This window comes from Nocardioides sp. NPDC057577, assembly GCF_042801335.1.
Taxonomy (GTDB): Bacteria; Actinomycetota; Actinomycetes; order Propionibacteriales; family Nocardioidaceae; genus Nocardioides.
On sequence record NZ_JBHVGB010000034.1, the window covers coordinates 1 to 20,957 of the forward strand.

The following is a 20,957-nucleotide window of genomic DNA, read 5'->3' on the forward strand; positions in this document are numbered from 1 at the left end:
GTGTTGGGTGGATCAGGCGCCGGCGGCAGCCTTGAGGGCGTCGGCGCGGTCGGTGCGCTCCCAGGTGAACTCGGGGAGCTCGCGGCCGAAGTGACCGTACGCAGCGGTCTTGGCGTAGATCGGGCGGAGCAGGTCGAGGTCACGCAGGATCGCGGCCGGGCGGAGGTCGAAGACCTCCAGGACGGCCTTCTGGATGTTGGCCTCGGGCACGGTGTGGGTGCCGAAGGTCTCCACGAAGACGCCGACGGGCTGGGCCTTGCCGATGGCATAGGCGACCTGCACCTCGGCGCGACGGGCCAGGCCCGCGGCGACGATGTTCTTGGCCACCCAGCGCATGGCGTACGCAGCCGACCGGTCGACCTTCGACGGGTCCTTGCCCGAGAAGGCGCCGCCGCCGTGGCGGGCCATGCCGCCGTAGGTGTCGACGATGATCTTGCGGCCGGTCAGGCCCGCATCACCCATCGGGCCACCGACGACGAAGCGGCCGGTCGGGTTGATGTGCAGCTTGTAGCCGTCGAAGGGAACCGACGACTTGAACTGCTCGAGCACCGGCTCGATGACGTACTTCTTGATGTCGGCGTGGAGCTGCTCCTGGGTGGTCTCCTCGGAGTGCTGCGTGGAGAGGACGACGGTGTCCACGCGGACGGCGCGGCCCTCGTCGTCGTACTCGATGGTGACCTGGGTCTTGCCGTCGGGACGCAGGTAGTCCAGCGTGCCGTCCTTGCGGACCGCCGTGAGTCGCTCCGCGAACGTCTGCGCCATCTTGATGGGCAGCGGGAACAGCTCGGGCGTGTCGTCGCAGGCGTAGCCGAACATCAGGCCCTGGTCGCCGGCACCCTGCAGGTCGAGCTCGTCGACCGAGCTCTCCAGGCGGTGCTCCTCGGCGGTGTCGACGCCCTGGGCGATGTCCTGGCTCTGGGCGCCGATGGCGACCTGGACACCGCAGGAGTGACCGTCGAAGCCCTTGAGGGAGGAGTCGTAGCCGATCTCGAGGATCTTCTGGCGCACGAGCTGGGCGACCGGCGCGTAGGCGTCGGTGGTCACCTCGCCGGCGACAACGACCAGGCCGGTGGTGAGCAGGGTCTCGACAGCCACCCGGCTCTTGGGGTCGTGCTCGAGCAGGTAGTCGAGCACCGTGTCGCTGATCTGGTCGGCGATCTTGTCCGGGTGCCCCTCGGTCACCGACTCCGACGTGAAGAGACGTCCGGTCACGTGTAGCTCCGTTTCACAGGTTCATGTGGGTAGTTCAAGCAGATAAACGTCAATCGTTCTGGTCGACAAACATAGACCCCGAACCCCAGGACCACAGGGGTGGTCCTCATCGTGGCGCACGGCGTGTCGTTCAGTTTGTATGTTGTTCATCGAGGCGTAAGGAGATCTGGTCCCAGATCACCTCTGCGAGGGCTGACTTCGCCCCTTCGGCCACGTCGACGTGTCCTCCGTCGGCGCCCAGGATGACCGCTTTGTTGACCTCGCTGCCGAAGACCGCGCCGCCGCTGACGTCGTTGACGACAAGCAGGTCGCAGCCCTTCCGCTTCAGCTTGGCCGTGGCGAGCTCGAGCACCGATCCGGTCGCGTCGCCGGTCTCGGCCGCGAACCCCACGACGACCTGACCGGGCTTGGTCCGGTGGTGGGAGATCTCGGCCAGGATGTCGGGGTTCTGCATCAGCTCGATCGTCGGCGCCGACCCGTCGGCGGCCTTCTTGATCTTGGACTCGCTCATCCCGGTGGGCCGGAAGTCGGCAGGGGCGGCGGCCATGACGACCGCGTCCGCACCGGTGGCCGCGGAGACCACGGCGTCGCGCAGCTCGGCGGTCGTGCCGACACGTACGACCTTCAGGCCGGCCGGGTCGGGCAGGGTCACGTTGGCGGCGACCAGGGTCACCTCGGCACCCCGGGCGGCCGCGGCACGGGCGATCGCATAGCCCTGGAGCCCGGAGGAGCGGTTGCCGAGGTAGCGGACCGGGTCCAGGTATTCCCGGGTGCCGCCGGCCGAGACGACGACGCGGCGACCGACGAGGTCGGCGCGCCCGCCATGGGCGAGGACGGCACGGGAGAGCTCGAAGATCTCGGCCGGCTCGGGCAGGCGACCCTTGCCGGTGTCCTTGCCGGTCAGCCGGCCCTCGGCGGGCTCGATGACGATGTTGCCGCGTTCACGCAGGGTGGCGACGTTGGCCTGGGTCGCCGGGTGCTCCCACATCTCGGTGTGCATCGCCGGGGCGAACACGACCGGGCAGCGCGCGGTGAGCAGTACGTTGCTGAGCAGATCGTCCGCGAGGCCGTGGGCCGCGCGGGCGAGCGTGTTGGCGGTCGCGGGCGCGACCACGACGAGGTCGGCCTGCTGCCCGATGCGTACGTGCGGGACCTCGGTGATGTTCTCGAAGACGCCGGTGGCGACCTCCTTGCCCGACAGCGCCGCCCAGGTGGGCGCGCCGACGAACTCGAGGGCGGCGGCCGTGGGGACCACGGTCACGTCATGGCCGGACTCGGTGAACCGGCGTAGCAGCTCGGCCGCCTTGTAGGCGGCGATGCCGCCGGCGACCCCTAGGACCACGCGCGGCCGCTCCCCCTCGGGGGGAGCGGCCGGAGTGGTGCTGTTGGTGGACAGCGGAAGACCTGGACGATCAGGCGTCGGCGGCAGGCGCCTCGGCGGCGGCCTGAGCCGCGGCCTGGGCGGCCAGCTCGGCCGGGTCGATGTCCTCGCAGGTCAGCAGGTCCTCGTTGATCTCGCGCAGCGCGATCGAGAGGGGCTTCTCCTGAACGTGGGTGTCGACCAGGGGGCCGACGTACTCCAGGAGGCCTTCGCCGAGCTGGGAGTAGTAGGCGTTGATCTGGCGAGCCCGCTGGGCGCTGTAGAGAACCAGCTTGTACTTGCTGTCGGTCTTCGTCAGCAGGTCGTCGATCGAGGGGTTGGTCACGCCCTGGGCGTCGATCTGAGGGGCAGCCACGTGAGCCTCACTTGTCGGCTTGGTCGGATTTCTTGCTCGGAAGCCCGAGCGTCATCAAGGTTACCAACTCATCGGCTGCCTGATGAACTTCGTGGTTCACGATCGTGACGTCGAACTCCTTCTCCGCCGCCAGCTCGACCCGCGCGGTCTCCAGGCGGCGCTCCCGCTCGGCCTCGGTCTCGGTGCCTCGACCGACCAGTCGGCGTACGAGCTCGTCCCAGCTCGGCGGGGCCAGGAAGACGAAGATCGCCTCGGGCATGGTCTCGCGCACGAGCCGGGCGCCCTGCAGGTCGATCTCGAGCATCGCCGGGCGTCCCTCGGCCAGCGCCGCCTCGACGGGACCACGAGGAGTGCCGTAGCGCGCCAGGTTGTGGACGGTGGCCCACTCCAGCAGCTCGCCACCGGCGATCATCGCGTCGAACTCCTCGTCGGAGACGAACAGGTAGTGCACCCCGTGCACCTCGCCCACGCGAGGCTTACGGGTCGTCGCCGAGACGGACAAGAAGACCTCGGGGTGGTCGTCGCGCACCGCCGCTGCGACGGTGCCCTTGCCGACCGCGGTCGGACCGGCCAGGACGACCAGTCGCTTCTCGTGGCCCTCGCCGGCGCCGGCCGGGGTCTTCTCGTCCGCCATCAGACTCATCGGCGAGCGAACTCCTCGACCAGCGCGGCCACCTGCTTGGGGCCGAGGCCCTGCACACGGCGGCTCATCGCGATGCCGAGACGCTCCATCATCTGGGTTGCCCGCACCTCACCGAGGCCGGGGTGGGAGGTCAGCAGGTCGATGACCTTCATCTTGCCGACGACCTCGTTCTTCTTCCCTTCCTCGATGACCTCGAGGACGGACATGCCGCCAGTGCGGACCTTGTTCTTGACAGCAGCCCTCTCCTGGCGCGAGGCCGCGGCTTTGACGAGCGCGGCAGCGCGCTGTTCAGGGGTGATGTCCGGAGGCAGAGCCACGAAGACTCCCTTTCACGATCAGATGTGTAGTCGACAGGGCAACCGGGTCGCGCGGTACAGGGATCGTGCCCCCCGGCTGAGCGCTGAAAGTAAGCGCTCGCGCCAATCTAGCCATTACGTTGCCGGGGCGGCAATCGGGGTCGCCTAACTGGTGTCCATTCGGTTCACAGGGTCAAGGACGTGTGACACACGTCCCGGGCCTGCTGCTGGACGCGTACGGACGCCTCTTGCGTCTTCGTGTCGCTCACCTTCGTGGCCGCCGCGGCGATCTTCTTCGCCTCGGCGTCGCTGACGCCCTCGGGCGGCTCGCCGTTCTCGAAGTCGTCGGCCGAGACGCCGGCGTCCTCCAGAGCCGTGCTGAGGCCCGAGATCGCCCCCGTGAGCGTCTTCCAGTCCTTCGCGATGTCGTCGGGCGCGTTGCGCTCGAGGTCCTCGAAGATCGGCAGGGCGGCGATCAGCCCGCTGGTGCCGTCCTCCCCCAGGGTGTTCGTCAGCTGCTCCTGATGGCCCTCGAGGGACTTGCAGTAGTCGTCGATCGGATCACCGCACGAGCTCAGGCCGGCGGCGAGAATCGGCAGGACGAGGAACTGGGCGGCCATCCGGAGACTGGTCATCGGGTCAGTCTCGCAGGCGCGGGGGTGGGTTCCTTCACCAAGGTATCCAGGGATAGGGACAGACCTCAGCCGAGCTGGTCGCGCAGCCGCAGCGCCTCGTCACGCAGCGCGGCCACGTCCGGGCCCTTGCGCAGCAGCCCGCGGCTGGTGCTGGCGACCACGTTGGCGTTGGCGGCACCGAAGATCCGGGCGAGGTCGGCCGGGGTGCCGCCCTGCTCGCCGAAGCCCGGCGCCAGGATGGGGCCGTTGAACCCGAAGTCGTACGCCACCCCAGCACCATCCGCGCCGTCGACGGTCGCGCCGACGACCGCGCCGAAGGAGCCCAGCGGGGTCTCGGCCTCGTTCAGCCGACGCAGGTGGTCGAGCATGACCCGCCCGACGCTGCGGCCGTCCTCGACCGTCGCGTGCTGCACCTCGGGGCCCTCCTTGTTGGAGGTCAGGGCGAGGACGAACAGCCCGGCGTCGAACTTCGTCGCCGTCTCGACGAACGGCGTCAGCGAGCCGAACCCGAGATAGGGGCTCACCGTCACCGCGTCGGCGCCCAACGGGCTGGTCGGATCGAGGTAGGCGTCGGCGTACGCCTGGCTGGTGGAGCCGATGTCGCCTCGCTTGATGTCGAGGAGCACCAGCGCGCCGGCGGCCTTCGACTCGGCGATGACCCGCTCCAGCACCGCGACGCCGCGCGAGCCGAACCGCTCGTAGAAGGCGCTCTGCGGCTTGATGACGGGGACGTAGGGGGCCAGGCCCTCGACCGCGGTCAGGGCGAACCGCTCCAGGCCCGCGAGGTCGTCGTCGAGGCCCCAGTCGAGGAGCAGGGAGGCGTGCGGGTCGATCCCGGCACAGAGCCTCCCCCGCTCCGCGAGGGCGGCCGCATAGCGAGCACCGAACGTCATCGAGCCACCCCGTTCGCGATCCGGCGGGCGTAGCCGGGCCCTTCGTAGATGAACCCGGTGTAGCCCTGGAGCAGGTCGGCACCGGCGGCCAGGCGCTCGCGGGCGTCCTCGACGGTGGCGATGCCACCGACCCCGACGAGGGTCATCTCGGGGCTGACCCGGCTGCGGAGCAGCCGCAGGACGTCGAGGGCACGCGCCTTCAGCGGGGCGCCGGAGAGACCGCCGGCACCGGCCGCGGTGATCTCGGCGGGCGCCGAGGCGAGGTGCTCACGACCGATGGTGGTGTTGGTCGCGATGATCCCGTCCAGGCCGATCGCGCCGGCCAGGTCGGCGACCTCGACGACGTCGGAGTCGGCCAGGTCGGGGGCGATCTTGACCAGCAGCGGGACCCGGTGCTTGGTGACCTGGTCCGCGATGGAGCGGACGTGCTCCAGCAGCGGCTGCAGCTTCTCGACCGACTGCAGGCTGCGCAGGCCGGGCGTGTTGGGCGAGGAGACGTTGACCACCAGGTAGTCGGCATAGGGGGCCAGCAGCCGGGCCGACTTGGCGTAGTCGGCCTCGACGGCCGCCTGGTCGTCCTCCGGGACGAGCTTGGTCTTGCCGATGTTGATGCCGAGGACCGGTCCGCCGGCCGCCGTGCCCCGGCGCTCCAGACGGCTCGCCAGCCGGGCGGCGACCGCCTCGGCGCCCTCGTTGTTGAAGCCCATCCGGTTGATCACGGCGCGGTCGGCCGGCAGCCGGAAGAGACGCGGCGCAGGGTTGCCCGGCTGCCCCTCCCCGGTGACCGTGCCGATCTCGACATGCCCGAAGCCGAGCCCGCCCAGCGCGTCGATGCCGACCGCGTTCTTGTCGAAGCCGGCGGCCAGGCCGATCACGTTCGGGAAGGTGAGTCCCATCGCGTGCACGGGAGCACCCGGCGTACGCGTCCTGGACAGTGCTGGCCCGGCGGCCCGGATCGCGGCGAAAGCCTGCTGGTGAACACGTTCCGGATCGGTCTTGGTCAGGACCTTGTCGAACAGGGTCCGGTAGGCCTTCACTGGGCCGACACTCCGCCGTCGTGGTGACCGACGACGTCGCGCCACTCCTGCAGGCTGCGTACGTCGATCTCACCGCGCCGCAGCGCCTCGATGCCCTGCACGGCGGCGCCGAGACCCTGGACCGTGGTGATGCAGGCGATGTTGGCCATCACCGCGGCGGTGCGGATCTCGTAGCCGTCCATCCGGGCGGACCTGGCGTTGGAGGTGCCGTTGGGCGTGTTGATGACCAGGTCGACCTCGCCGTCGAGGATCCGCTGAACGGTCGTCTTCTCGCCGTCGGGCCCGGTGCCCTGGGAGTGCTTGCGCATCAGCCGCGAGGGCACCCCGTTGCGGCGCAGCACCTCGGCGGTGCCCTCGGTCGCGAAGATCTCGAAGCCGTGGTCGGCGAGCACCTTGATCGGGAAGATCATGGTGCGCTTGTCACGGTTGGCCATGCTCACGAAGATCCGCCCGGAGGTCGGCAGCGGGCCGAACGCACCGGCCTGGCTCTTGGCGAAGGCGCGGCCGAAGTCGGAGTCGAGCCCCATGACCTCGCCGGTCGACTTCATCTCCGGACCGAGCACGGTGTCGACCTGCTGGCCCTCCGGGGTGCGGAACCGGTTGAACGGCATGACCGCTTCCTTGACCGCGATCGGCTGGTTGGGCGGCAGCGCTCCCCCGTCTCCGGTCGCCGGCAGCACCCCGGCCGAGCGGAGCTCTGCGATCGACTCGCCGAGCATCACCCGCGCCGCGGCCTTGGCCAGCGGGGTCGCGGTCGCCTTGGAGACGAACGGGACGGTGCGGGAGGCGCGCGGGTTGGCCTCGATGACGTAGAGCACGTCGGAGCCGAGGGCGTACTGGATGTTGAGCAGGCCGCGTACGCCCACGCCTTCGGCGATCGCCAGGGTGGCCACGCGGATGCGCTCGACCTCGGCGGCGCCGAGGGTGATCGGCGGCAGCGCGCAGGAGGAGTCGCCGGAGTGGATGCCGGCCTCCTCGATGTGCTCCATGACGCCGCCCAGGAACAGCTCGGTGCCGTCGTAGAGGGCGTCGACGTCGATCTCGACGGCGTCGTCGACGAACTTGTCGACCATCACCGGCTTGTCCGGGGTGACCTCGGTCGCGGCCTCGATGTAGGAGCGCAGCGCGTCGTCGTCGTAGACGATCTGCATGCCGCGGCCACCGAGGACGTAGGAGGGTCGGACCAGGACCGGGTAGCCGATCTCGGCGGCGATCTCACGGGCCTCGTTGAACGTGGTGGCCATGCCGTGCTTGGGCGCGACCAGGCCGGCCTTGTGGAGCACCCGGCCGAAGGCGCCGCGCTCCTCGGCGAGGTGGATGGCCTCGGGGCTGGTGCCGACGATCGGCACCCCGTTGTCCTTGAGTGCCTGCGCGAGCCCGAGCGGGGTCTGGCCACCTAGCTGGCAGATGACCCCGACGACCGGCCCGGCCTGCTGCTCGGCGTGGACGATCTCGAGCACGTCCTCCAAGGTGAGCGGCTCGAAGTAGAGCCGGTCGGAGGTGTCGTAGTCGGTCGAGACCGTCTCCGGGTTGCAGTTGACCATCACGGTCTCGTAGCCGGCCTCGCTCAGCGCGAGGGAGGCGTGCACGCAGGAGTAGTCGAACTCGATCCCCTGCCCGATCCGGTTGGGCCCGGAGCCGAGGATGATCACGGCCTCCTTCTCCCGGGGCGCGACCTCGGTCTCCTCGTCGTAGGAGGAGTAGTGGTAGGGCGTACGTGCCTCGAACTCGGCCGCACAGGTGTCGACCGTCTTGTAGACCGGGCGGATGTTCAGCGCGTGGCGTACGCCTCGAACGACGTCCGCGGTCATGCCGCGCATCTTGCCGAGCTGGTAGTCGGAGAAGCCGTGCCGCTTGGCGTAGCGGAGCACGTCGGCGGTCAGCTCGGGCGCCGCGATGATCTCCTGGGCGATCTCGTTGATCAGGAAGAGCTGGTCGATGAACCAGGGGTCGATCTTGGTGCTCTCGAAGATCTCCTCCGGCGTCGCACCGGAGCGGATCGCGTCCATGACCCGCTTGAGCCGGCCGTCGGTGGGGACCTTGATCTCCTCCAGCAGCGCGGGCTTGTCGAGCTCGACGACCTCCTGGGTCCAGTCGAAGACCGCCTCAGGCTTCTCCAGGGAGCGCAGGGCCTTCTGGAGCGCCTCGGTGAAGTTGCGGCCGATCGCCATCGCCTCGCCGACGCTCTTCATGTGCGTGGTCAGCTTGGTGTCGGCGCCCGGGAACTTCTCGAAGGCGAAGCGCGGGACCTTGACCACGACGTAGTCGAGCGTCGGCTCGAAGGAGGCGGCGGTCGAGCCGTTGGGCCCGGCGGTGATGTCGTTCTCGATCTCGTCGAGGGTGTAGCCGATGGCGACCTTGGCGGCGATCTTGGCGATCGGGTAGCCGGTCGCCTTGGAGGCCAGCGCGGAGGAGCGCGAGACGCGCGGGTTCATCTCGATGACGATGATCCGACCGTCGGCCGGGTTGACGGCGTACTGGATGTTGCAGCCGCCGGTGTCCACGCCGACCGCGCGGATGATGCCGATCGCCAGGTCGCGGAGCTTCTGGTACTCGCGGTCGGTCAGCGTCATCGCCGGGGCGACGGTGATCGAGTCGCCGGTGTGCACGCCCATCGGGTCGAGGTTCTCGATGGAGCAGACGATGACCGAGTTGTCCTTGCGGTCCCGCATGACCTCGAGCTCGTACTCCTTCCAGCCGAGGATCGACTCCTCCAGGAGCACCTCGGTGGTCGGGCTGGCCGCAAGACCGGCCCCGCCCAGGCGTCGCAGCTCGGTCTCGTCGTACGCGAAGCCCGAACCCGATCCGCCCATCGTGAAGCTCGGTCGGATGACCACGGGGTAGCCGAGCACCTCGGCGCCGGCGAGCAGGTCGTCCATCGAGTGGCAGATGACAGACTTCGCGCTCTCGCCACCGAGCTCGGCGACGATCTGCTTGAACTGCTCGCGGTTCTCACCGCGCTGGATCGCGTCGATGCTCGCGCCGATCAGCTCGACGTCGTACTTCTCCAGGATCCCGCGCTCGTCGAGCGCCACCGCGCAGTTGAGCGCGGTCTGGCCGCCGAGAGTGGCCAGGAGCGCGTCGGGGCGCTCCTTGGCGATGACCTTCTCGACAAACTCCGGGGTGATCGGCTCGACGTAGGTCGCGTCGGCGAACTCCGGGTCGGTCATGATCGTGGCCGGGTTGGAGTTGACCAGGACGACCCGGATCCCCTCCTCGCGCAGCACGCGACAGGCCTGGGTGCCGGAATAGTCGAACTCGCAGGCCTGGCCGATGACGATCGGGCCGGAGCCGATCACGAGCACGGACTTGATGTCTTCGCGCTTGGGCATCGCTCAGACCTCCTTCGCCATGAGAGAGATGAACCGGTCGAAGAGGTAGGCGGCATCGTGCGGGCCTGCCGCTGCCTCCGGGTGGTACTGGACCGAGAAGCCCTTGAGCTTCCCCGTCTCGGCGTCCTTGAGCTCGAGGCCTTCGACGCAGTCGTCGTTGAGGTTGACGTGGGAGACGGTCGCGATGCCGTACTCGGTCGTCGTCTCTTCCCCTACGGGTGCGTCGACCGCGAAGCCATGGTTGTGGGCGGTCACCTCGACCTTGCGGGTGGTGAGGTCCATGACCGGCTGGTTGATCCCGCGGTGGCCGTACTTGAGCTTGTACGTCCCAAAACCCAGCGCGCGGCCGAAGAGCTGGTTGCCGAAGCAGATGCCGAAGTAGGGGACGTTCTCGGCCAGCGCCGCCTTGAGCAGCTCCACCTGGCCGGTGGTCGCCGCCGGGTCGCCGGGGCCGTTGGAGTAGAAGAGCCCGTCAGGGTTCGTCGCGAGGACGTCCTCGAGGGACGCGGTCGCCGGCAGGACGTGCACCTCGATGCCGCGCTCGGCCATCCGCTCCGGGGTCATCTCCTTGATGCCCAGGTCGAGGGCCGCGACGGTGAACCGCTTCTCACCCTTGGCGGGGACGACGTACGCCTCCTGGGTGCTGACCGCGTCGGAGAGGTTCGCACCGCTCATCTCGGCGCTGGCGAGCACCTTCTTCAGCAGGACCTCGGGGTCGGTCTCGATCGTCGAGATCCCGACGCGCATCGCGCCGCGCTCCCGCAGGTGGCGGGTCAGGGCGCGGGTGTCGATCCCGCTGATGCCGACCACGGACTGGTCACGCAGGTCGTCGTCGAGGGTGCGCTGGGCGCGCCAGTTGGAGGAGACCCGGGCAGGGTCGCGGACGACGTATCCGGCGACCCAGATCCGGCGGGACTCGGGGTCCTCGTCGTTCACGCCGGTGTTGCCGACGTGCGGCGCGGTCATGACGACCACCTGCTGGTGGTAGCTCGGGTCGGTCAGCGTCTCCTGATAGCCCGTCATGCCGGTGGAGAAGACCGCCTCGCCGAAGGTCTCACCCTCGGCACCGAACGACTCCCCCCGGAACGATCGACCATCCTCGAGTACGAGGAGTGCTTCTTTGTGGGCATGCAGCGGCACGCCGTACCTCCTTCTCCGCCTCACAGGACGGTGCTTAAAGGATGTCGGTCAACTTGCTGGTGACAGTATCAAGCCGATGCCGGTTGACGGCAGTTGGCGTCCGCCGCGTACGCCACCATGTGACGTACGCGGCATTCAGCCCGTTCGGGACGTGCTCAGCCGTGCGAGTGGGGCGGCACGACCGCGCCCTCGGACGGCTGCACGATGACGAAGCCCGCGCCGTGGAAGGCGACCTGGAACGCCTCGCCGCTGCCCCGGCCGATGAGCGCACCGGCGGTGAGCGACTTCTGCAGGCTGGTCTGCAGACCGAGCGACCAGCCGACGACCGCGTTGGTGTCGGCGAAGGTCGGTGCCTCACCGGCGTTGAGGACCACCGGATCGCCCTCCGTGGTGACGGCGATCCAGCCGGTGCCGCGCAGCGTCGTGTTGAAGAGACCGCCGGTGAGCATGCCGGCGCCCTGGACCCGCTCGATGTTCCACTGCAGGCTGCCGGAGAAGGCCAGCACGTGGTCGCCGTTGATCGAGATGCCGGAGTTGTTCAGCTGGAGGATGTGGACCTCCTTGGCCGCGTCGGCCAGGAAGACGTCGCCCTGACCCTCGACGCCCATCAGGCTGAGGCCCTCACCGGTCACGGCCTTCTTGAGGAACTTCCCCACACCTCCGCCCTGGTACTTGAACTGCACATTGCCCTGATACGCCACCATCGAGCCCTGGCGCGCCTGGAACGGCTCCCCGACGCGTACACGCAGGAGCTTCTTGTTCTGCAGCACCGCGCCGCTGCCCTCGATCTCGGCGAAGCGGCCGTCGATCAGGTCACCCGAGATCCCGGCGAACGGGTCGCCCGTGGGCTGTGGCTGAGCGGCCTGCGCATGCGCGGCCTGCTGCGCGTACTGACCCGACGCGTACTGAGCCGACGCAGCCTGGGCCGGCTGCGCCTGGGCGCTCTCGCCGTACGCGGCCTGCACCGCCTGCGCCGACCCGACCTGCGTCGGCGCCTCCTGCTCCACAGTGGCCTGAGGCGGTGTCAGGGGTGCCGTCGACTGCTGCCCGCCCGTGGACACGTGCTCGGTCCATTGGCTCCCGTCGTAGTAGCGAAGCTCGGCCTGACCCGTCGGGTCCGGGTACCAGTTCGCGTCCGTCATCTCTAACCCCTACGTCTATGGACCCACGTCGGCCCTTCTCGCCTCCATCCTGGCATGTGCTCGATGTGCGACTCACCGGTGTTCCCGCACGCCCGCCCTATTCTGTGACCGTGACGATCAGGTTCGGGGCGGTCGACGTCCATTACCCGCCGTCCGGAGGGGGCCGCGCCGCGCTCGTAGCGAGCCGCGAGGCAGAGTTCACCTCGGTCGCGGAGGAACGTACGGCCTGGCTCGACGAGGTCGCCGACTACGTCCCGGGAAGGTTCTACGAGCGGGAGCTCCCCGCGCTGATCGCCCTTCTCGATGACGTTGACCCGCTCGAGGTACTCATCGTTGACGGATACGTCGACCTCGACCCGACGGGACGGCCCGGTCTGGGGTGGCACGTCTGGAACGCCGGCCTCGCACCAGCGGTCATCGGCGTCGCCAAGACCGCGTTCCGCAGCGCCACCCACGCCGAACCCGTCCTCCGCGGAAGCTCGACCAAACCGCTGTACGTCACGGCCGCCGGAATCTCGCCGACCGATGCCGCCGCCCTCGTCAGCGCGATGTCCGGCACCGCCCGTATCCCCGAAGCGCTGCGACTCGTAGACCGCCTCGCCCGATCGCTGGCCTGACAGGTCGGCCTCGTTCAGCAATCGGCTGATTGTGCAGCCGCCTGCTGCACAAACCCGTTGTCGGTACTACTTTGACGCTCAGGCGCCGAGGGTCTTCAGCTTGTCGAGCATCCGGCCCATGTGCGGGTCGAAGGACCTCTGGTCGGCGGCTCTGATCTCGGACGGTGTCCACCAGCGCACCCCGGCGTACTCCCGCTCGTCCGGCACCACAGGGATCCGGTGGTCGTGGGCGAGCACGAACCAGAGGCTGACGTCGGTGTGCGGGTCCGGGCGGTCTGGCCGGGTCCTGGTGACGGTGACGAACAGCGGGCGTGGCCCGAGGTCGGGGTGGAACCGCGCCTCGACTCCCAGTTCCTCGCGGCATTCACGACGAACGGTGTCGGTGGGGTTCTCGCCCGGCTCGACGTGACCGCCGGAGGGCAGCCAGAGGCCCGACTTGCGGTGGTCCCCCAGCAGGATGTGGCCACTGACCGGGTCGAGCAGCAGGAAGTAGGAGACCAGGTGCTTGGCAGGTTCGGTCGGAGCGGTGCGACGTCGGAAGACGTCGTTGGTCACGCACAGCCAGGCCGACGCGTCGGCGATGTGGCCGCTCTCCTCGGTGTCCATCGGCTCGATCGTGTCCACCATGATCGAGATGTCGGTCAGCAGTCGATCCTCCGGGCTCATGGTCGTGCACCATAGCCGGGTGAGTGCGACACGATGTGACGGTTCTCGCAGGTCATTGCGTTGCATGGTTGTGCACCGCTAGCGTTTCGATGTTTCATCCAGATTTCCGTGCGGGGGTACGCCATGACCGAGACGTCGATCAGCATCGACGAAGAGCTGTTGGCCGAAGCGAGGAAGATCGCCGGGACGACGACCAACCAGGCTGCGATCGACCACGCGCTGCGTGACCTGGTCGAGCGTGAGGCCGCCTCGGCGGAGTTCGACGGCATCGTCTCGCGCGAGCTCGGCGACACGAAGGTCACGCTGGAGTTCTGAGCTCGCCGAGCGCGTCCAACGGGACGGGCCAGAAGTCTTGGTCGGTCGCGAGGTGGATGACATCGAGCGGCACCGCCGCCGCGGCACACGCTCCGTAGAGATGGGCGGCGTTCGTCCGGTCGGACTGGCTGGGTTGGCCACCGCCCGGCCGGCACAGCAGGAGCTCGACCCGGTCGAGGCCCAGATCATCGACCAGGTGATGGAGCATCGCGGCAACCTGGGCAGCACCGTCGTCGCCGATCTCGACGGGCACCTCCTCGATCTGGCACAGCTGCGGGAACGGGACGCCGTCCGCACCGACGAGCATGAACCACAGCCGTGGCTCGGGCCAGCCGAGCGGGTTGATCAGGTGTCGCCAGGCCGCCTCGACGTCGGCCTGGGTGCGGAGGACTGGAGCGTACGGAATCTTGTCGGTCATGGGTCAACGGCACCATGGCCCGTCGAGGAGGACAACGAGGATCTCGGCGCCTGTGGATAACGCTGCTCATCCACAGGGTTTCGCCCGCAAGTGGCCCGTCAGGGCACCAGCCGGTGCTCCTGACCGGTCCAGCGCTGCCGCAGCCAACGGTCGTGGGAGGCCACGACGATGGTGCCCGCAGTGACTCCGATCGCCTCCTCCAGCTCGCCCGCCAGGGTGAGCGAGATGTGGTTGGTCGGCTCGTCGAGCAGCAGCAGGTCCGGGCCGGTGGCAATGGCGATCGCCAGGTCCAGACGCCGGCGCTGACCCACGCTCAGCGCGCCCACGGGCCGGTTGAGGTCACGCGGGTGGACCAGGCCGAGGTCCCGCAGCGGCACCTGGGTCGACAGCACCTCCCCCACCGACTCGAGGTAGACGTCGGCGACCTTGCGGCGCAGGTCCCCGAACTGCGGGTCCTGGGTGAGCTCCTCGACGTGCCGGGCGCTGACCTGGACCTCCCCGGAGGTCGGTTTGACGCGCCCGGAGATCACCCCGAGCAGCGTCGACTTGCCGCTGCCGTTGGGCCCGGTGATCAGCAGGTGCTCCCCCGCCATGATGTCCAGGATCGGCACACTGACCCGCTCCTCGACCATCAGGTCGCGTACGACGACCATCCTCCCGCTCGCGCCGGCAGCCGACAGCTCGGCGTTGAGCCGCAGGGGCGGTGGCGGCTTGCGTACCTGTGCCTCCTCGGCTTCCTCCAGGCGCCGGTTGGCGTCCTTCTTGCGGCGGGCGACGGTGCGCTCGACGTTGCTGCCCTTGAACTTGTAGATGAACTTGTCGTTGTCGGTCGGGCCGCGGTTGTGGGCGATCGCGTCGTTGCCGATCCTGGTCGCGGTGCGCAGCCGCTTGAGCTCGTCCTGCTGCTCCGCGAACGTCTGCTCCCACCGTTCGCGAGCTGCCTGCCGTGCCTCCTCGTAGGCGCTCCAGCCGCCACCGAAGAGCCGCCCGCCGGCACCGTCTGTGCCGAAGGCTGTGGGGTCGAGGTCGAAGAGGCCGGTGGCGACCTCGTCGAGGAAGACGCGATCGTGGGAGGCCATCAGCACGACGCCGGGGAGGTCGCGCAGGAACTCCCCCAGGACCGCGACCGCCTCGTCGTCGAGGTGGTTGGTCGGCTCGTCGAGCAGCAGCGCGTCGGGACGGCGGGTGATCGCGGTCGCCAGCGCCAGCCTGGTCCGCTGCCCGCCGGAGAGCGTGCTGACCGGGCGCTCCCGGTCCAGGCCGCTGAGGCCGAGACGCTCGGCGGCCAGGATCGCCCGCCGGTCGGCGTCCCACGCGTCGTGGGCCACCGCGAAGTCGAGCGCGCTCGCGTACGTCTCGGCGACCTCGGGGTCGTCGAGACGGTCGGCAAGCGTCTCGACCGTGGCGACGGCCTCGCGGAGCGGGCGCAGGGTGGTCGCGAGTACGTCCTCGATGCTCGCCGCGTCGCGGAACGGCGGCTCCTGGGGCAGCCAGACGAGATCATCCGGCGCCTCGAGCGTGCCCGTGCGTTGGGCGGTGCGCGGTAGCCGGTGTGCGATAGCGCGGAGCAGCGTGGACTTGCCGGCACCGTTCTCCCCCACGAGCGCGATCCGCTCGCCCGGGGAGACGGTGAGGTCTATCCCGGCGAGGACGGAGCCGCTGCGGAAGGAGACGGAGAGGTCGCGGACGACGATCGGTCCGGAAACGATGGAAGATGACATCAGAGCGCTGGCCTTCGGGTTCGAGGACGACCCGCCGGGCATGTGCCTCGGGCGCGGGTCGGAGGTCAGCGCAGGAACTTCATGATGAGTAAAGAGTACGCGGCGACCGCTGCGCCGTCCAACCGGTTAACCGCGCAGGATCTTCTCCATCGCCTTGCCCTTGGCCAGCTCGTCGACGAGCTTGTCGAGGTAGCGCACCTGGCGCATGACCGGGTCTTCGATCTCCTGGACCCGCACGCCGCACACCACACCGGTGATCAGCTCCGAGCTCGGGTTGAGGTCGGCGGCGGTGAAGAACTCCTCGAAGCTCGTCCCCGCCTCGATGTGCTTGGCGATCGCGTCGTCGTCGAAGCCGGTCAGCCAGGTGATCACCTGGTGCAGCTCGGCCGTGCTCCGGCCCTTCTTCTCCACCTTGGTCACGTAGTGCGGGTAGACGGAGCCGAAGGGCATCTTGTAGACGCGCTCGAGGTTATCCACGCTCCCGAGCCTAACCCGGCCGTTCCGCGACGAGCTGGTACATCCCTGCGACGCGTACGAACGGCTCCTGGTCGCACAGCTCGCGCTCGAGCTCGAGAAGGCGGTCGAAGTAGGCGGGGTCAGCCTTCGCGGCGTCGTCGGTGAGCAGGTCGTTGGCGATCCTGGTGCCGAAGCGGCCGGTGAGGCGAAGCCCCGCCGAAGCGAGCTCGGCCTCGAGGTCGCCCATCGGAACCTTGCGTACGTCATGGTCGAAGGTCACGGTGCGCTTGGTGTCCGCGCGCAGCTCGGTGAGCGCGGCCTCGGGACCGCCCGTGACCAGTTGGCGCAGCACCATGCTCGCCGGGTTGGGGACCATCACCGAGACACGACCGCCCGGGCGCACGGCGGCCGCCAGGCGGCGTACGTCTCCAGCCGCGGCCGACCGATAGTGCAGCACGAAGTGGCACAGGACCAGATCCCACTCCCCCTCGAGCAGGTCGTCGAGACCGCCGACGAGCGTGGTCACCGACGTGCCCGCCTCCACAGCCCGCCGCTCCGCCTCGGCCAGCCAGGACTCCGACGGGTCGAGGATCGTGACGTCGTGCCCGACCAGCGCCAGCGGCAGCGCGTCCATCCCGTCGCCGCCGCCCACGTCGAGGATCCGGAGCCCCTCCCCCAGCTCCGCACACTGGCGCCGGAGGATCTCCTCCACCACGGTGTAGCGGATCCGGCCCCACGGGGTCGCGGTGTAGGCGCGCCACTGCGCCAGCTTCTCGGAGAAGACGTCGGTCACGGCGGTGGAGCCTAACCGGCGTAGGTCTGCTTCCCCCGCAGGTAGGTGGCGACGACGCGACCGGTGAGCTTGCGATCGTGCCAGGGGTTGTTACGGGAGAGCGAGAGCGAGCGGGCGCGATCCACGACGTAGGTCGCGGCCGGGTCGACGAGCGCCAGGTTGGCCGGCTCACCGACCGCGATCGGGCGACCGTGCTCCTCGAGCCCGGCGATCCGCGCCGGGGTCGTCGACATGACCCGGGCGACGCCGGCCCAGTCCAGCAGACCGGAGGAGACCATGACGGTCGAGACGACCGAGAGCGCCTCCTCGAGCCCGAGCATCCCGAAGGCTGCGTCGACGAAGGCGTGCTCCTTGTCCTGACGCGCGTGCGGGGCGTGGTCGGTCGCGACCGCGTCGATGGTGCCGTCGGCCAGGGCCGCCCGCAGGGCCTCGACGTCCTCGGCAGGGCGCAGGGGCGGGTTGACCTTGAAGGTCGGGTCGTAGCCGGCGAGCAGGTCGGTGGTCAGCAGCAGGTGGTGCGGGGTGACCTCCGCGGTGACGGCCCAGCTGCCGTCCTTCTCCGCCTGCGCCTTCGCCCAGCGCAGCACCTCGACCGTGCCGGCGGTGGAGGCGTGGGCGACGTGGACGCGCGAGCCGGTGTGGCGGGCGAGCATCACGTCGCGGGCGACGATGACCTCCTCCGCGACTCCCGGCCAGCCGGGCAGACCGAGCCTGCCGGAGAGCTCACCCTCGTGGCAGCAGGCCGAACCGTAAGGCGCCAGCGAGGGGTCCTGGGAGTGCTGGGAGATCACGCCGCCGAACGCCTTGACGTACTCCAGCGCCCGCCGCATCACCCGCGGGTCCGAGACGCACTTGCCATCGTCGGAGAAGACCTTGACGCCAGCCCGGGAACGGTTCATCAGGGACAGCTCGGCGAGCTCCTCGCCGGCCAGGCCCTTGGTCACCGCGCCGACAGGGAACACATCGGCCAACCCCGCCTCGCGGCCGAGGTCCCACACCGAGACCGCGGCCTCGGCCGTGTCGGTGACCGGCGAGGTGTTGGCCATCGCGAGCACGGCGGTGTAGCCGCCGGCAGCGGCCGCCGCCGCACCCGAGGCGACCGTCTCGGCGTCCTCGCGGCCCGGCTGACGCAGGTGGGTGTGCAGGTCGACCAGGCCCGGCAGCAGCACGAGCCCCGAGGCGTCGACGACCTCGTCGGCCGAAGCAGCGGAGGCACCGACCTCGCGGATCACCCCGTCCTCGACGTACACATCGGTCGGCTCGGCCCCGAGGACGGAGACTCCCTTGATCAACAGGCTCATGCGGACTCCTCGCCGGCAAGCAGGTGGTAGAGGACGGACATCCGGATCGCGACCCCGGCCGAGACCTGGTCGAGAATCCGCGAGGAGGCGTCGTCGGCGGCCTCCGGAGAGATCTCCAGGCCACGGTTCATCGGCCCGGGGTGCAGGATCGGCGCGCCCGGGCGCAGCATGCCGAGCCGCTGACGGGTGAGCCCGTAGCCGACCGTGTACTCCCGCGACGTCGGGAAGTAGCCACCGCTCATCCGCTCCCGCTGGACGCGCAGCATCATCACCGCATCGACCTCCGGCAGCACGTCGTCGAGCGAGTAGGAGGTGGCGAAGCCGTCGGCCTTGGCCCACTCGGTGATGCCCGAGGGCATCAGCGTGGGCGGAGCGACGGCGGTCACGGAAGCGCCGAGCTTGATCAACGACTTCACGTTGGACCGGAACACCCGCGAGTGGGTCAGGTCGCCGACGATCGCGATCCGCTTACCCTCCAGGGAGCCAGGTCCGCCGAGCTGACGCTGGAGCGTGTAGCCGTCGAGCAGGGCCTGGGTCGGGTGCTCGTGCATCCCGTCGCCGGCGTTGATCACCGGGATGTCGAGCCAGCCCGCGACCTGATGAGCCGCGCCGGAGGCCGAGTGACGCATCACCAGGCCGTCGACTCCCATCGCGGTCACGGTCAGCACGGTGTCGCGCAGCGACTCACCCTTCGAGGCCGAGGAGCCCTTCGCCGACAGGTTGATCACGTCGGCCGAGAGCCACTTCCCCGCGATCTCGAAGGAGGACCGGGTGCGGGTCGAGTCCTCGAAGAAGAGGTTGATCACCGTACGCCCGCGCAGCGCCGGGAGCTTCTTGACCTCGCGCTTCTGGACGTCGTGCATCTCGGCGGCGGTGGCGAAGAGCCGCTGGATCTCCTCGGCGCTCACGTCATCGATGGACAGCAGGTGGCGGGTCATGCGGGCACCCCTTCCAGCTCCACGATGCGTACCTCGTCGATGCCGTCGATCTCCTCCAGGCGCAGCCCGACCCGCTCGGAGCGGGCGGTGGGGAGGTTCTTGCCGACGTGGTCGGCCCGGATCGGCAGCTGCCGGTGGCCGCGGTCGACGAGAACGGCCAGGCGTACGACGGCGGGGCGGCCGTAGTCGGCGAGGGCGTCGAGCGCGGCGCGGACGGTGCGGCCCGAGAAGAGCACGTCGTCGACCAGCACCACGGTCTTGCCGTCGATGCCGCCGGGCGGGATCTCGGTGTGGTGCGGGGCGCGGGTGGGATGGGTGCGCAGGTCGTCGCGGTACATCGTCACATCGAGCGCGCCGTGCGCGACCGGATGGCCTTCGGCGGCCTCGATCCGCGTGGCGATCCGCTTGGCCAGCGGCACCCCACGGGTGTGCAGACCCAGCAGCACCAGGTCTTCCGCATCGCGGTTGCGCTCCAGGATCTCGTGGGAGATCCGGGTCAGCGCCCGGGAGATGTCACGGGCATCGAGCACGACACGGCCATCGGTCGACGGCTCGTGGACAGCATCAGACAAGGTTGTGGTCTCCTTCTCCGCCTCACGGGACGGCTCGTTAAAGGATCGGGCCAACCCTATCCTCACTCCAGGTCGATCAGCACTTTCCCGACCGCACCCGCCTCGACCGCGTCGTGGGCGGCGGCGGTCTCCTCGAGCCGGTAGTGGTGAAGAGGTACGCCGCCCTCCGGGCCGACCCGCAGTGCCCCTGCCGCCACGGCTGCGGCGACGTCGTCGGCCGCCGCCCGGATCTGCTCCGGCTCGATGCCGTAGAGCTGGATGAACTGGTAGCGCAGGTTGAGCGAGAAGGTCGCCCGCAGCGGCATGGTGAGCTCGTCGCCGCCGTTGTTGGCGTAGATCGCGATCGTGCCGCGCTTGGCGATGACCGCGCGGTCCAGGTCGTTGTTGACCGCCGGGGCGACCTCGACGACCAGGTCGACGCCGTCGGGCGCGATCTCGCGGATCGCAGCGGCCGCGTCGCCATCGCGGTAGTTGACGATGTGGTGCGCACCGGCGGCCCTCGCCAGCTCCGCCTTCTCCGCGGAGCTGACCGTGGTGATCACGGTTGCACCGGCCCATACGGCCAGCTGGATCGCGGCGTTGCCGACCGCTCCGGCGCCCCCGTGGACGAGGATGGTGAGGCCGTCGAACGACCCCGGGGCCACCCGCTCCACCGTGCCGGAGGTGAGCGCCCGGTGGGCCGTCATCGCCGGGACGCCTAGCGAGGCGCCGAGGTCGTAGGAGGCACCCGCGGCCAGCTCGACGGCCTTGTGGGCCGGGACGGTGACGTACTCCGCCGCGGTGCCCCAGGCCTGCCCGTGCTGGACCATGAAGAGCCACACCGGCTGACCGACGATGTGGGTCCTGACGCCCTCGCCGACCTCCTCGACCACGCCGGCACCGTCCTGACCCGGGGTCGCCTCGGGAGTCGTGAGGGTGGCGCTCAGGCCGGCGCGTACCTTCCAGTCGGTGGGGTTGACCCCCGCCCGCACCAGCCTGACCAGGACCTCGCCCGGGCCGGGCTTCGGCACCGGGCGCTCGGTCAGACGCATGGCGGAGGAGGGACCGTTCTCGGAGTAGACGACTGCGCGCATGACTCCGACGTTAGCGGCCCG

22 protein-coding genes are annotated in these 20,957 nt (G+C 69.6%); 2 read left to right on the forward strand and 20 right to left on the reverse strand.

Annotated features, from left to right (window positions below; translation table 11 throughout):
• Positions 1–12 precede the first annotated feature (12 nt).
• The 11 genes from metK to ACFU7D_RS09745 all read right to left on the reverse strand — a co-directional run bounded on the left by metK (position 13) and on the right by ACFU7D_RS09745 (position 12,066).
• Complete coding sequence (gene metK, locus ACFU7D_RS09695; RefSeq protein WP_378866271.1) at positions 13–1,212, reverse strand: methionine adenosyltransferase; 1,200 nt, start codon at positions 1,210–1,212, stop codon at positions 13–15.
• Positions 1,213–1,342: 130 nt separating this feature from the next.
• On the reverse strand, positions 1,343–2,554 hold the full coding sequence (gene coaBC, locus ACFU7D_RS09700; RefSeq protein ID WP_378866274.1) for a bifunctional phosphopantothenoylcysteine decarboxylase/phosphopantothenate--cysteine ligase CoaBC: 1,212 nt from the start codon (positions 2,552–2,554) through the stop codon (positions 1,343–1,345).
• A gap of 70 nt (positions 2,555–2,624) precedes the next feature.
• Positions 2,625–2,948 (reverse strand): DNA-directed RNA polymerase subunit omega, encoded by a 324-nt coding sequence (gene rpoZ, locus ACFU7D_RS09705; protein WP_378725991.1) that lies wholly within the window; start codon positions 2,946–2,948, stop codon positions 2,625–2,627.
• Between the two features lie 7 nt (positions 2,949–2,955).
• A complete protein-coding gene (gmk, locus tag ACFU7D_RS09710; RefSeq protein ID WP_378866277.1) occupies positions 2,956–3,591 on the reverse strand; it encodes a guanylate kinase in 636 nt (211 codons plus the stop codon).
• Positions 3,588–3,908 carry an integration host factor, actinobacterial type gene (gene mihF, locus ACFU7D_RS09715; protein ID WP_168381123.1) on the reverse strand — a complete coding sequence of 107 codons (321 nt, stop codon included), beginning with the start codon at positions 3,906–3,908 and terminating at the stop codon, positions 3,588–3,590. Before mihF ends, gmk begins: the two co-directional genes overlap by 4 nt.
• Positions 3,909–4,072: 164 nt before the next feature.
• Positions 4,073–4,522: a hypothetical protein gene (locus ACFU7D_RS09720; RefSeq protein WP_378866280.1), complete on the reverse strand. Its 450-nt coding sequence runs from the start codon at positions 4,520–4,522 to the stop codon at positions 4,073–4,075.
• Between the two features lie 65 nt (positions 4,523–4,587).
• Positions 4,588–5,415 (reverse strand): orotidine-5'-phosphate decarboxylase, encoded by an 828-nt coding sequence (gene pyrF, locus ACFU7D_RS09725; RefSeq protein ID WP_378866283.1) that lies wholly within the window; start codon positions 5,413–5,415, stop codon positions 4,588–4,590.
• Positions 5,412–6,452 (reverse strand): quinone-dependent dihydroorotate dehydrogenase, encoded by a 1,041-nt coding sequence (locus tag ACFU7D_RS09730; RefSeq protein ID WP_378725998.1) that lies wholly within the window; start codon positions 6,450–6,452, stop codon positions 5,412–5,414. The genes pyrF and ACFU7D_RS09730 overlap by 4 nt, the downstream gene beginning before the upstream one ends.
• Positions 6,449–9,784, reverse strand: a complete 3,336-nt coding sequence (carB, locus tag ACFU7D_RS09735; RefSeq protein WP_378866288.1) for a carbamoyl-phosphate synthase large subunit — start codon at positions 9,782–9,784, stop codon at positions 6,449–6,451. The genes ACFU7D_RS09730 and carB overlap by 4 nt, the downstream gene beginning before the upstream one ends.
• A gap of 3 nt (positions 9,785–9,787) precedes the next feature.
• A complete protein-coding gene (gene carA / locus ACFU7D_RS09740; RefSeq protein WP_378866291.1) occupies positions 9,788–10,924 on the reverse strand; it encodes a glutamine-hydrolyzing carbamoyl-phosphate synthase small subunit in 1,137 nt (378 codons plus the stop codon).
• Positions 10,925–11,079: 155 nt separating this feature from the next.
• The gene (locus tag ACFU7D_RS09745) at positions 11,080–12,066 is read right to left on the reverse strand and encodes an AIM24 family protein (RefSeq protein WP_378726005.1); all 987 of its coding nucleotides are present in this window, start codon (positions 12,064–12,066) and stop codon (positions 11,080–11,082) included.
• A gap of 110 nt (positions 12,067–12,176) precedes the next feature.
• Here ACFU7D_RS09745 and ACFU7D_RS09750 point away from each other — a divergent pair, with 110 nt between their 5' ends.
• The gene (locus ACFU7D_RS09750; protein ID WP_378866294.1) at positions 12,177–12,683 is read left to right on the forward strand and encodes an endonuclease V; all 507 of its coding nucleotides are present in this window, start codon (positions 12,177–12,179) and stop codon (positions 12,681–12,683) included.
• Between the two features lie 78 nt (positions 12,684–12,761).
• Here the strand turns inward: ACFU7D_RS09750 and ACFU7D_RS09755 are convergent, their stop codons facing one another.
• A complete protein-coding gene (locus ACFU7D_RS09755; RefSeq protein WP_378866297.1) occupies positions 12,762–13,349 on the reverse strand; it encodes an NUDIX hydrolase in 588 nt (195 codons plus the stop codon).
• 123 nt (positions 13,350–13,472) lie between these two features.
• On the opposite strand from ACFU7D_RS09755, the gene ACFU7D_RS09760 reads away from it, so the two are divergent.
• Positions 13,473–13,664 carry a type II toxin-antitoxin system VapB family antitoxin gene (locus tag ACFU7D_RS09760; RefSeq protein WP_378726010.1) on the forward strand — a complete coding sequence of 64 codons (192 nt, stop codon included), beginning with the start codon at positions 13,473–13,475 and terminating at the stop codon, positions 13,662–13,664.
• On the opposite strand, the gene ACFU7D_RS09765 is transcribed toward ACFU7D_RS09760, so the two are convergent.
• The 8 genes from ACFU7D_RS09765 to ACFU7D_RS09800 form a co-directional block, all read right to left on the reverse strand.
• Positions 13,648–14,082: a hypothetical protein gene (locus ACFU7D_RS09765; RefSeq protein WP_378866300.1), complete on the reverse strand. Its 435-nt coding sequence runs from the start codon at positions 14,080–14,082 to the stop codon at positions 13,648–13,650. The genes ACFU7D_RS09760 and ACFU7D_RS09765 overlap by 17 nt on opposite strands.
• A gap of 98 nt (positions 14,083–14,180) precedes the next feature.
• Complete coding sequence (locus tag ACFU7D_RS09770; RefSeq protein WP_378866303.1) at positions 14,181–15,803, reverse strand: ABC-F family ATP-binding cassette domain-containing protein; 1,623 nt, start codon at positions 15,801–15,803, stop codon at positions 14,181–14,183.
• 126 nt (positions 15,804–15,929) lie between these two features.
• Entirely contained in the window at positions 15,930–16,280 is a 351-nt protein-coding gene (locus ACFU7D_RS09775; protein ID WP_378866306.1) for a DUF2200 domain-containing protein, read from the reverse strand.
• A 10-nt stretch (positions 16,281–16,290) separates the two neighbouring features.
• Positions 16,291–17,052, reverse strand: a complete 762-nt coding sequence (locus ACFU7D_RS09780) for a methyltransferase domain-containing protein (RefSeq protein ID WP_378866309.1) — start codon at positions 17,050–17,052, stop codon at positions 16,291–16,293.
• An 11-nt stretch (positions 17,053–17,063) separates the two neighbouring features.
• Positions 17,064–18,353, reverse strand: a complete 1,290-nt coding sequence (locus ACFU7D_RS09785) for a dihydroorotase (RefSeq protein ID WP_378866312.1) — start codon at positions 18,351–18,353, stop codon at positions 17,064–17,066.
• Positions 18,350–19,291 carry an aspartate carbamoyltransferase catalytic subunit gene (locus ACFU7D_RS09790; protein ID WP_378866315.1) on the reverse strand — a complete coding sequence of 314 codons (942 nt, stop codon included), beginning with the start codon at positions 19,289–19,291 and terminating at the stop codon, positions 18,350–18,352. The genes ACFU7D_RS09785 and ACFU7D_RS09790 overlap by 4 nt, the downstream gene beginning before the upstream one ends.
• Complete coding sequence (pyrR, locus tag ACFU7D_RS09795) at positions 19,288–19,863, reverse strand: bifunctional pyr operon transcriptional regulator/uracil phosphoribosyltransferase PyrR (protein ID WP_378726025.1); 576 nt, start codon at positions 19,861–19,863, stop codon at positions 19,288–19,290. Before pyrR ends, ACFU7D_RS09790 begins: the two co-directional genes overlap by 4 nt.
• A gap of 62 nt (positions 19,864–19,925) precedes the next feature.
• Positions 19,926–20,936, reverse strand: coding sequence for an NADPH:quinone reductase (locus ACFU7D_RS09800; RefSeq protein ID WP_378866318.1), 1,011 nt, complete (start codon positions 20,934–20,936; stop codon positions 19,926–19,928).
• Between the last annotated feature and the right edge of the window lie 21 nt (positions 20,937–20,957).

Excerpts from the sequence above, each read along its gene's own strand:
- gmk (WP_378866277.1), bottom strand. The coding sequence starts at position 3,591 with ATGAGTCTGATGGCGGACGAGAAGACCCCGGCCGGCGCCGGCGAGGGC.
- ACFU7D_RS09720 (WP_378866280.1), bottom strand. The coding sequence starts at position 4,522 with ATGACCAGTCTCCGGATGGCCGCCCAGTTCCTCGTCCTGCCGATTCTC.
- pyrF (WP_378866283.1), bottom strand. The coding sequence starts at position 5,415 with ATGACGTTCGGTGCTCGCTATGCGGCCGCCCTCGCGGAGCGGGGGAGG.
- carB (WP_378866288.1), bottom strand. The coding sequence starts at position 9,784 with ATGCCCAAGCGCGAAGACATCAAGTCCGTGCTCGTGATCGGCTCCGGC.
- ACFU7D_RS09745 (WP_378726005.1), bottom strand. The coding sequence starts at position 12,066 with ATGACGGACGCGAACTGGTACCCGGACCCGACGGGTCAGGCCGAGCTT.
- ACFU7D_RS09755 (WP_378866297.1), bottom strand. The coding sequence starts at position 13,349 with ATGAGCCCGGAGGATCGACTGCTGACCGACATCTCGATCATGGTGGAC.
- ACFU7D_RS09760 (WP_378726010.1), top strand. The coding sequence starts at position 13,473 with ATGACCGAGACGTCGATCAGCATCGACGAAGAGCTGTTGGCCGAAGCG.
- ACFU7D_RS09765 (WP_378866300.1), bottom strand. The coding sequence starts at position 14,082 with ATGACCGACAAGATTCCGTACGCTCCAGTCCTCCGCACCCAGGCCGAC.
- ACFU7D_RS09770 (WP_378866303.1), bottom strand. The coding sequence starts at position 15,803 with ATGTCATCTTCCATCGTTTCCGGACCGATCGTCGTCCGCGACCTCTCC.
- ACFU7D_RS09785 (WP_378866312.1), bottom strand. The coding sequence starts at position 18,353 with ATGAGCCTGTTGATCAAGGGAGTCTCCGTCCTCGGGGCCGAGCCGACC.
- ACFU7D_RS09790 (WP_378866315.1), bottom strand. The coding sequence starts at position 19,291 with ATGACCCGCCACCTGCTGTCCATCGATGACGTGAGCGCCGAGGAGATC.
- ACFU7D_RS09800 (WP_378866318.1), bottom strand. The coding sequence starts at position 20,936 with ATGCGCGCAGTCGTCTACTCCGAGAACGGTCCCTCCTCCGCCATGCGT.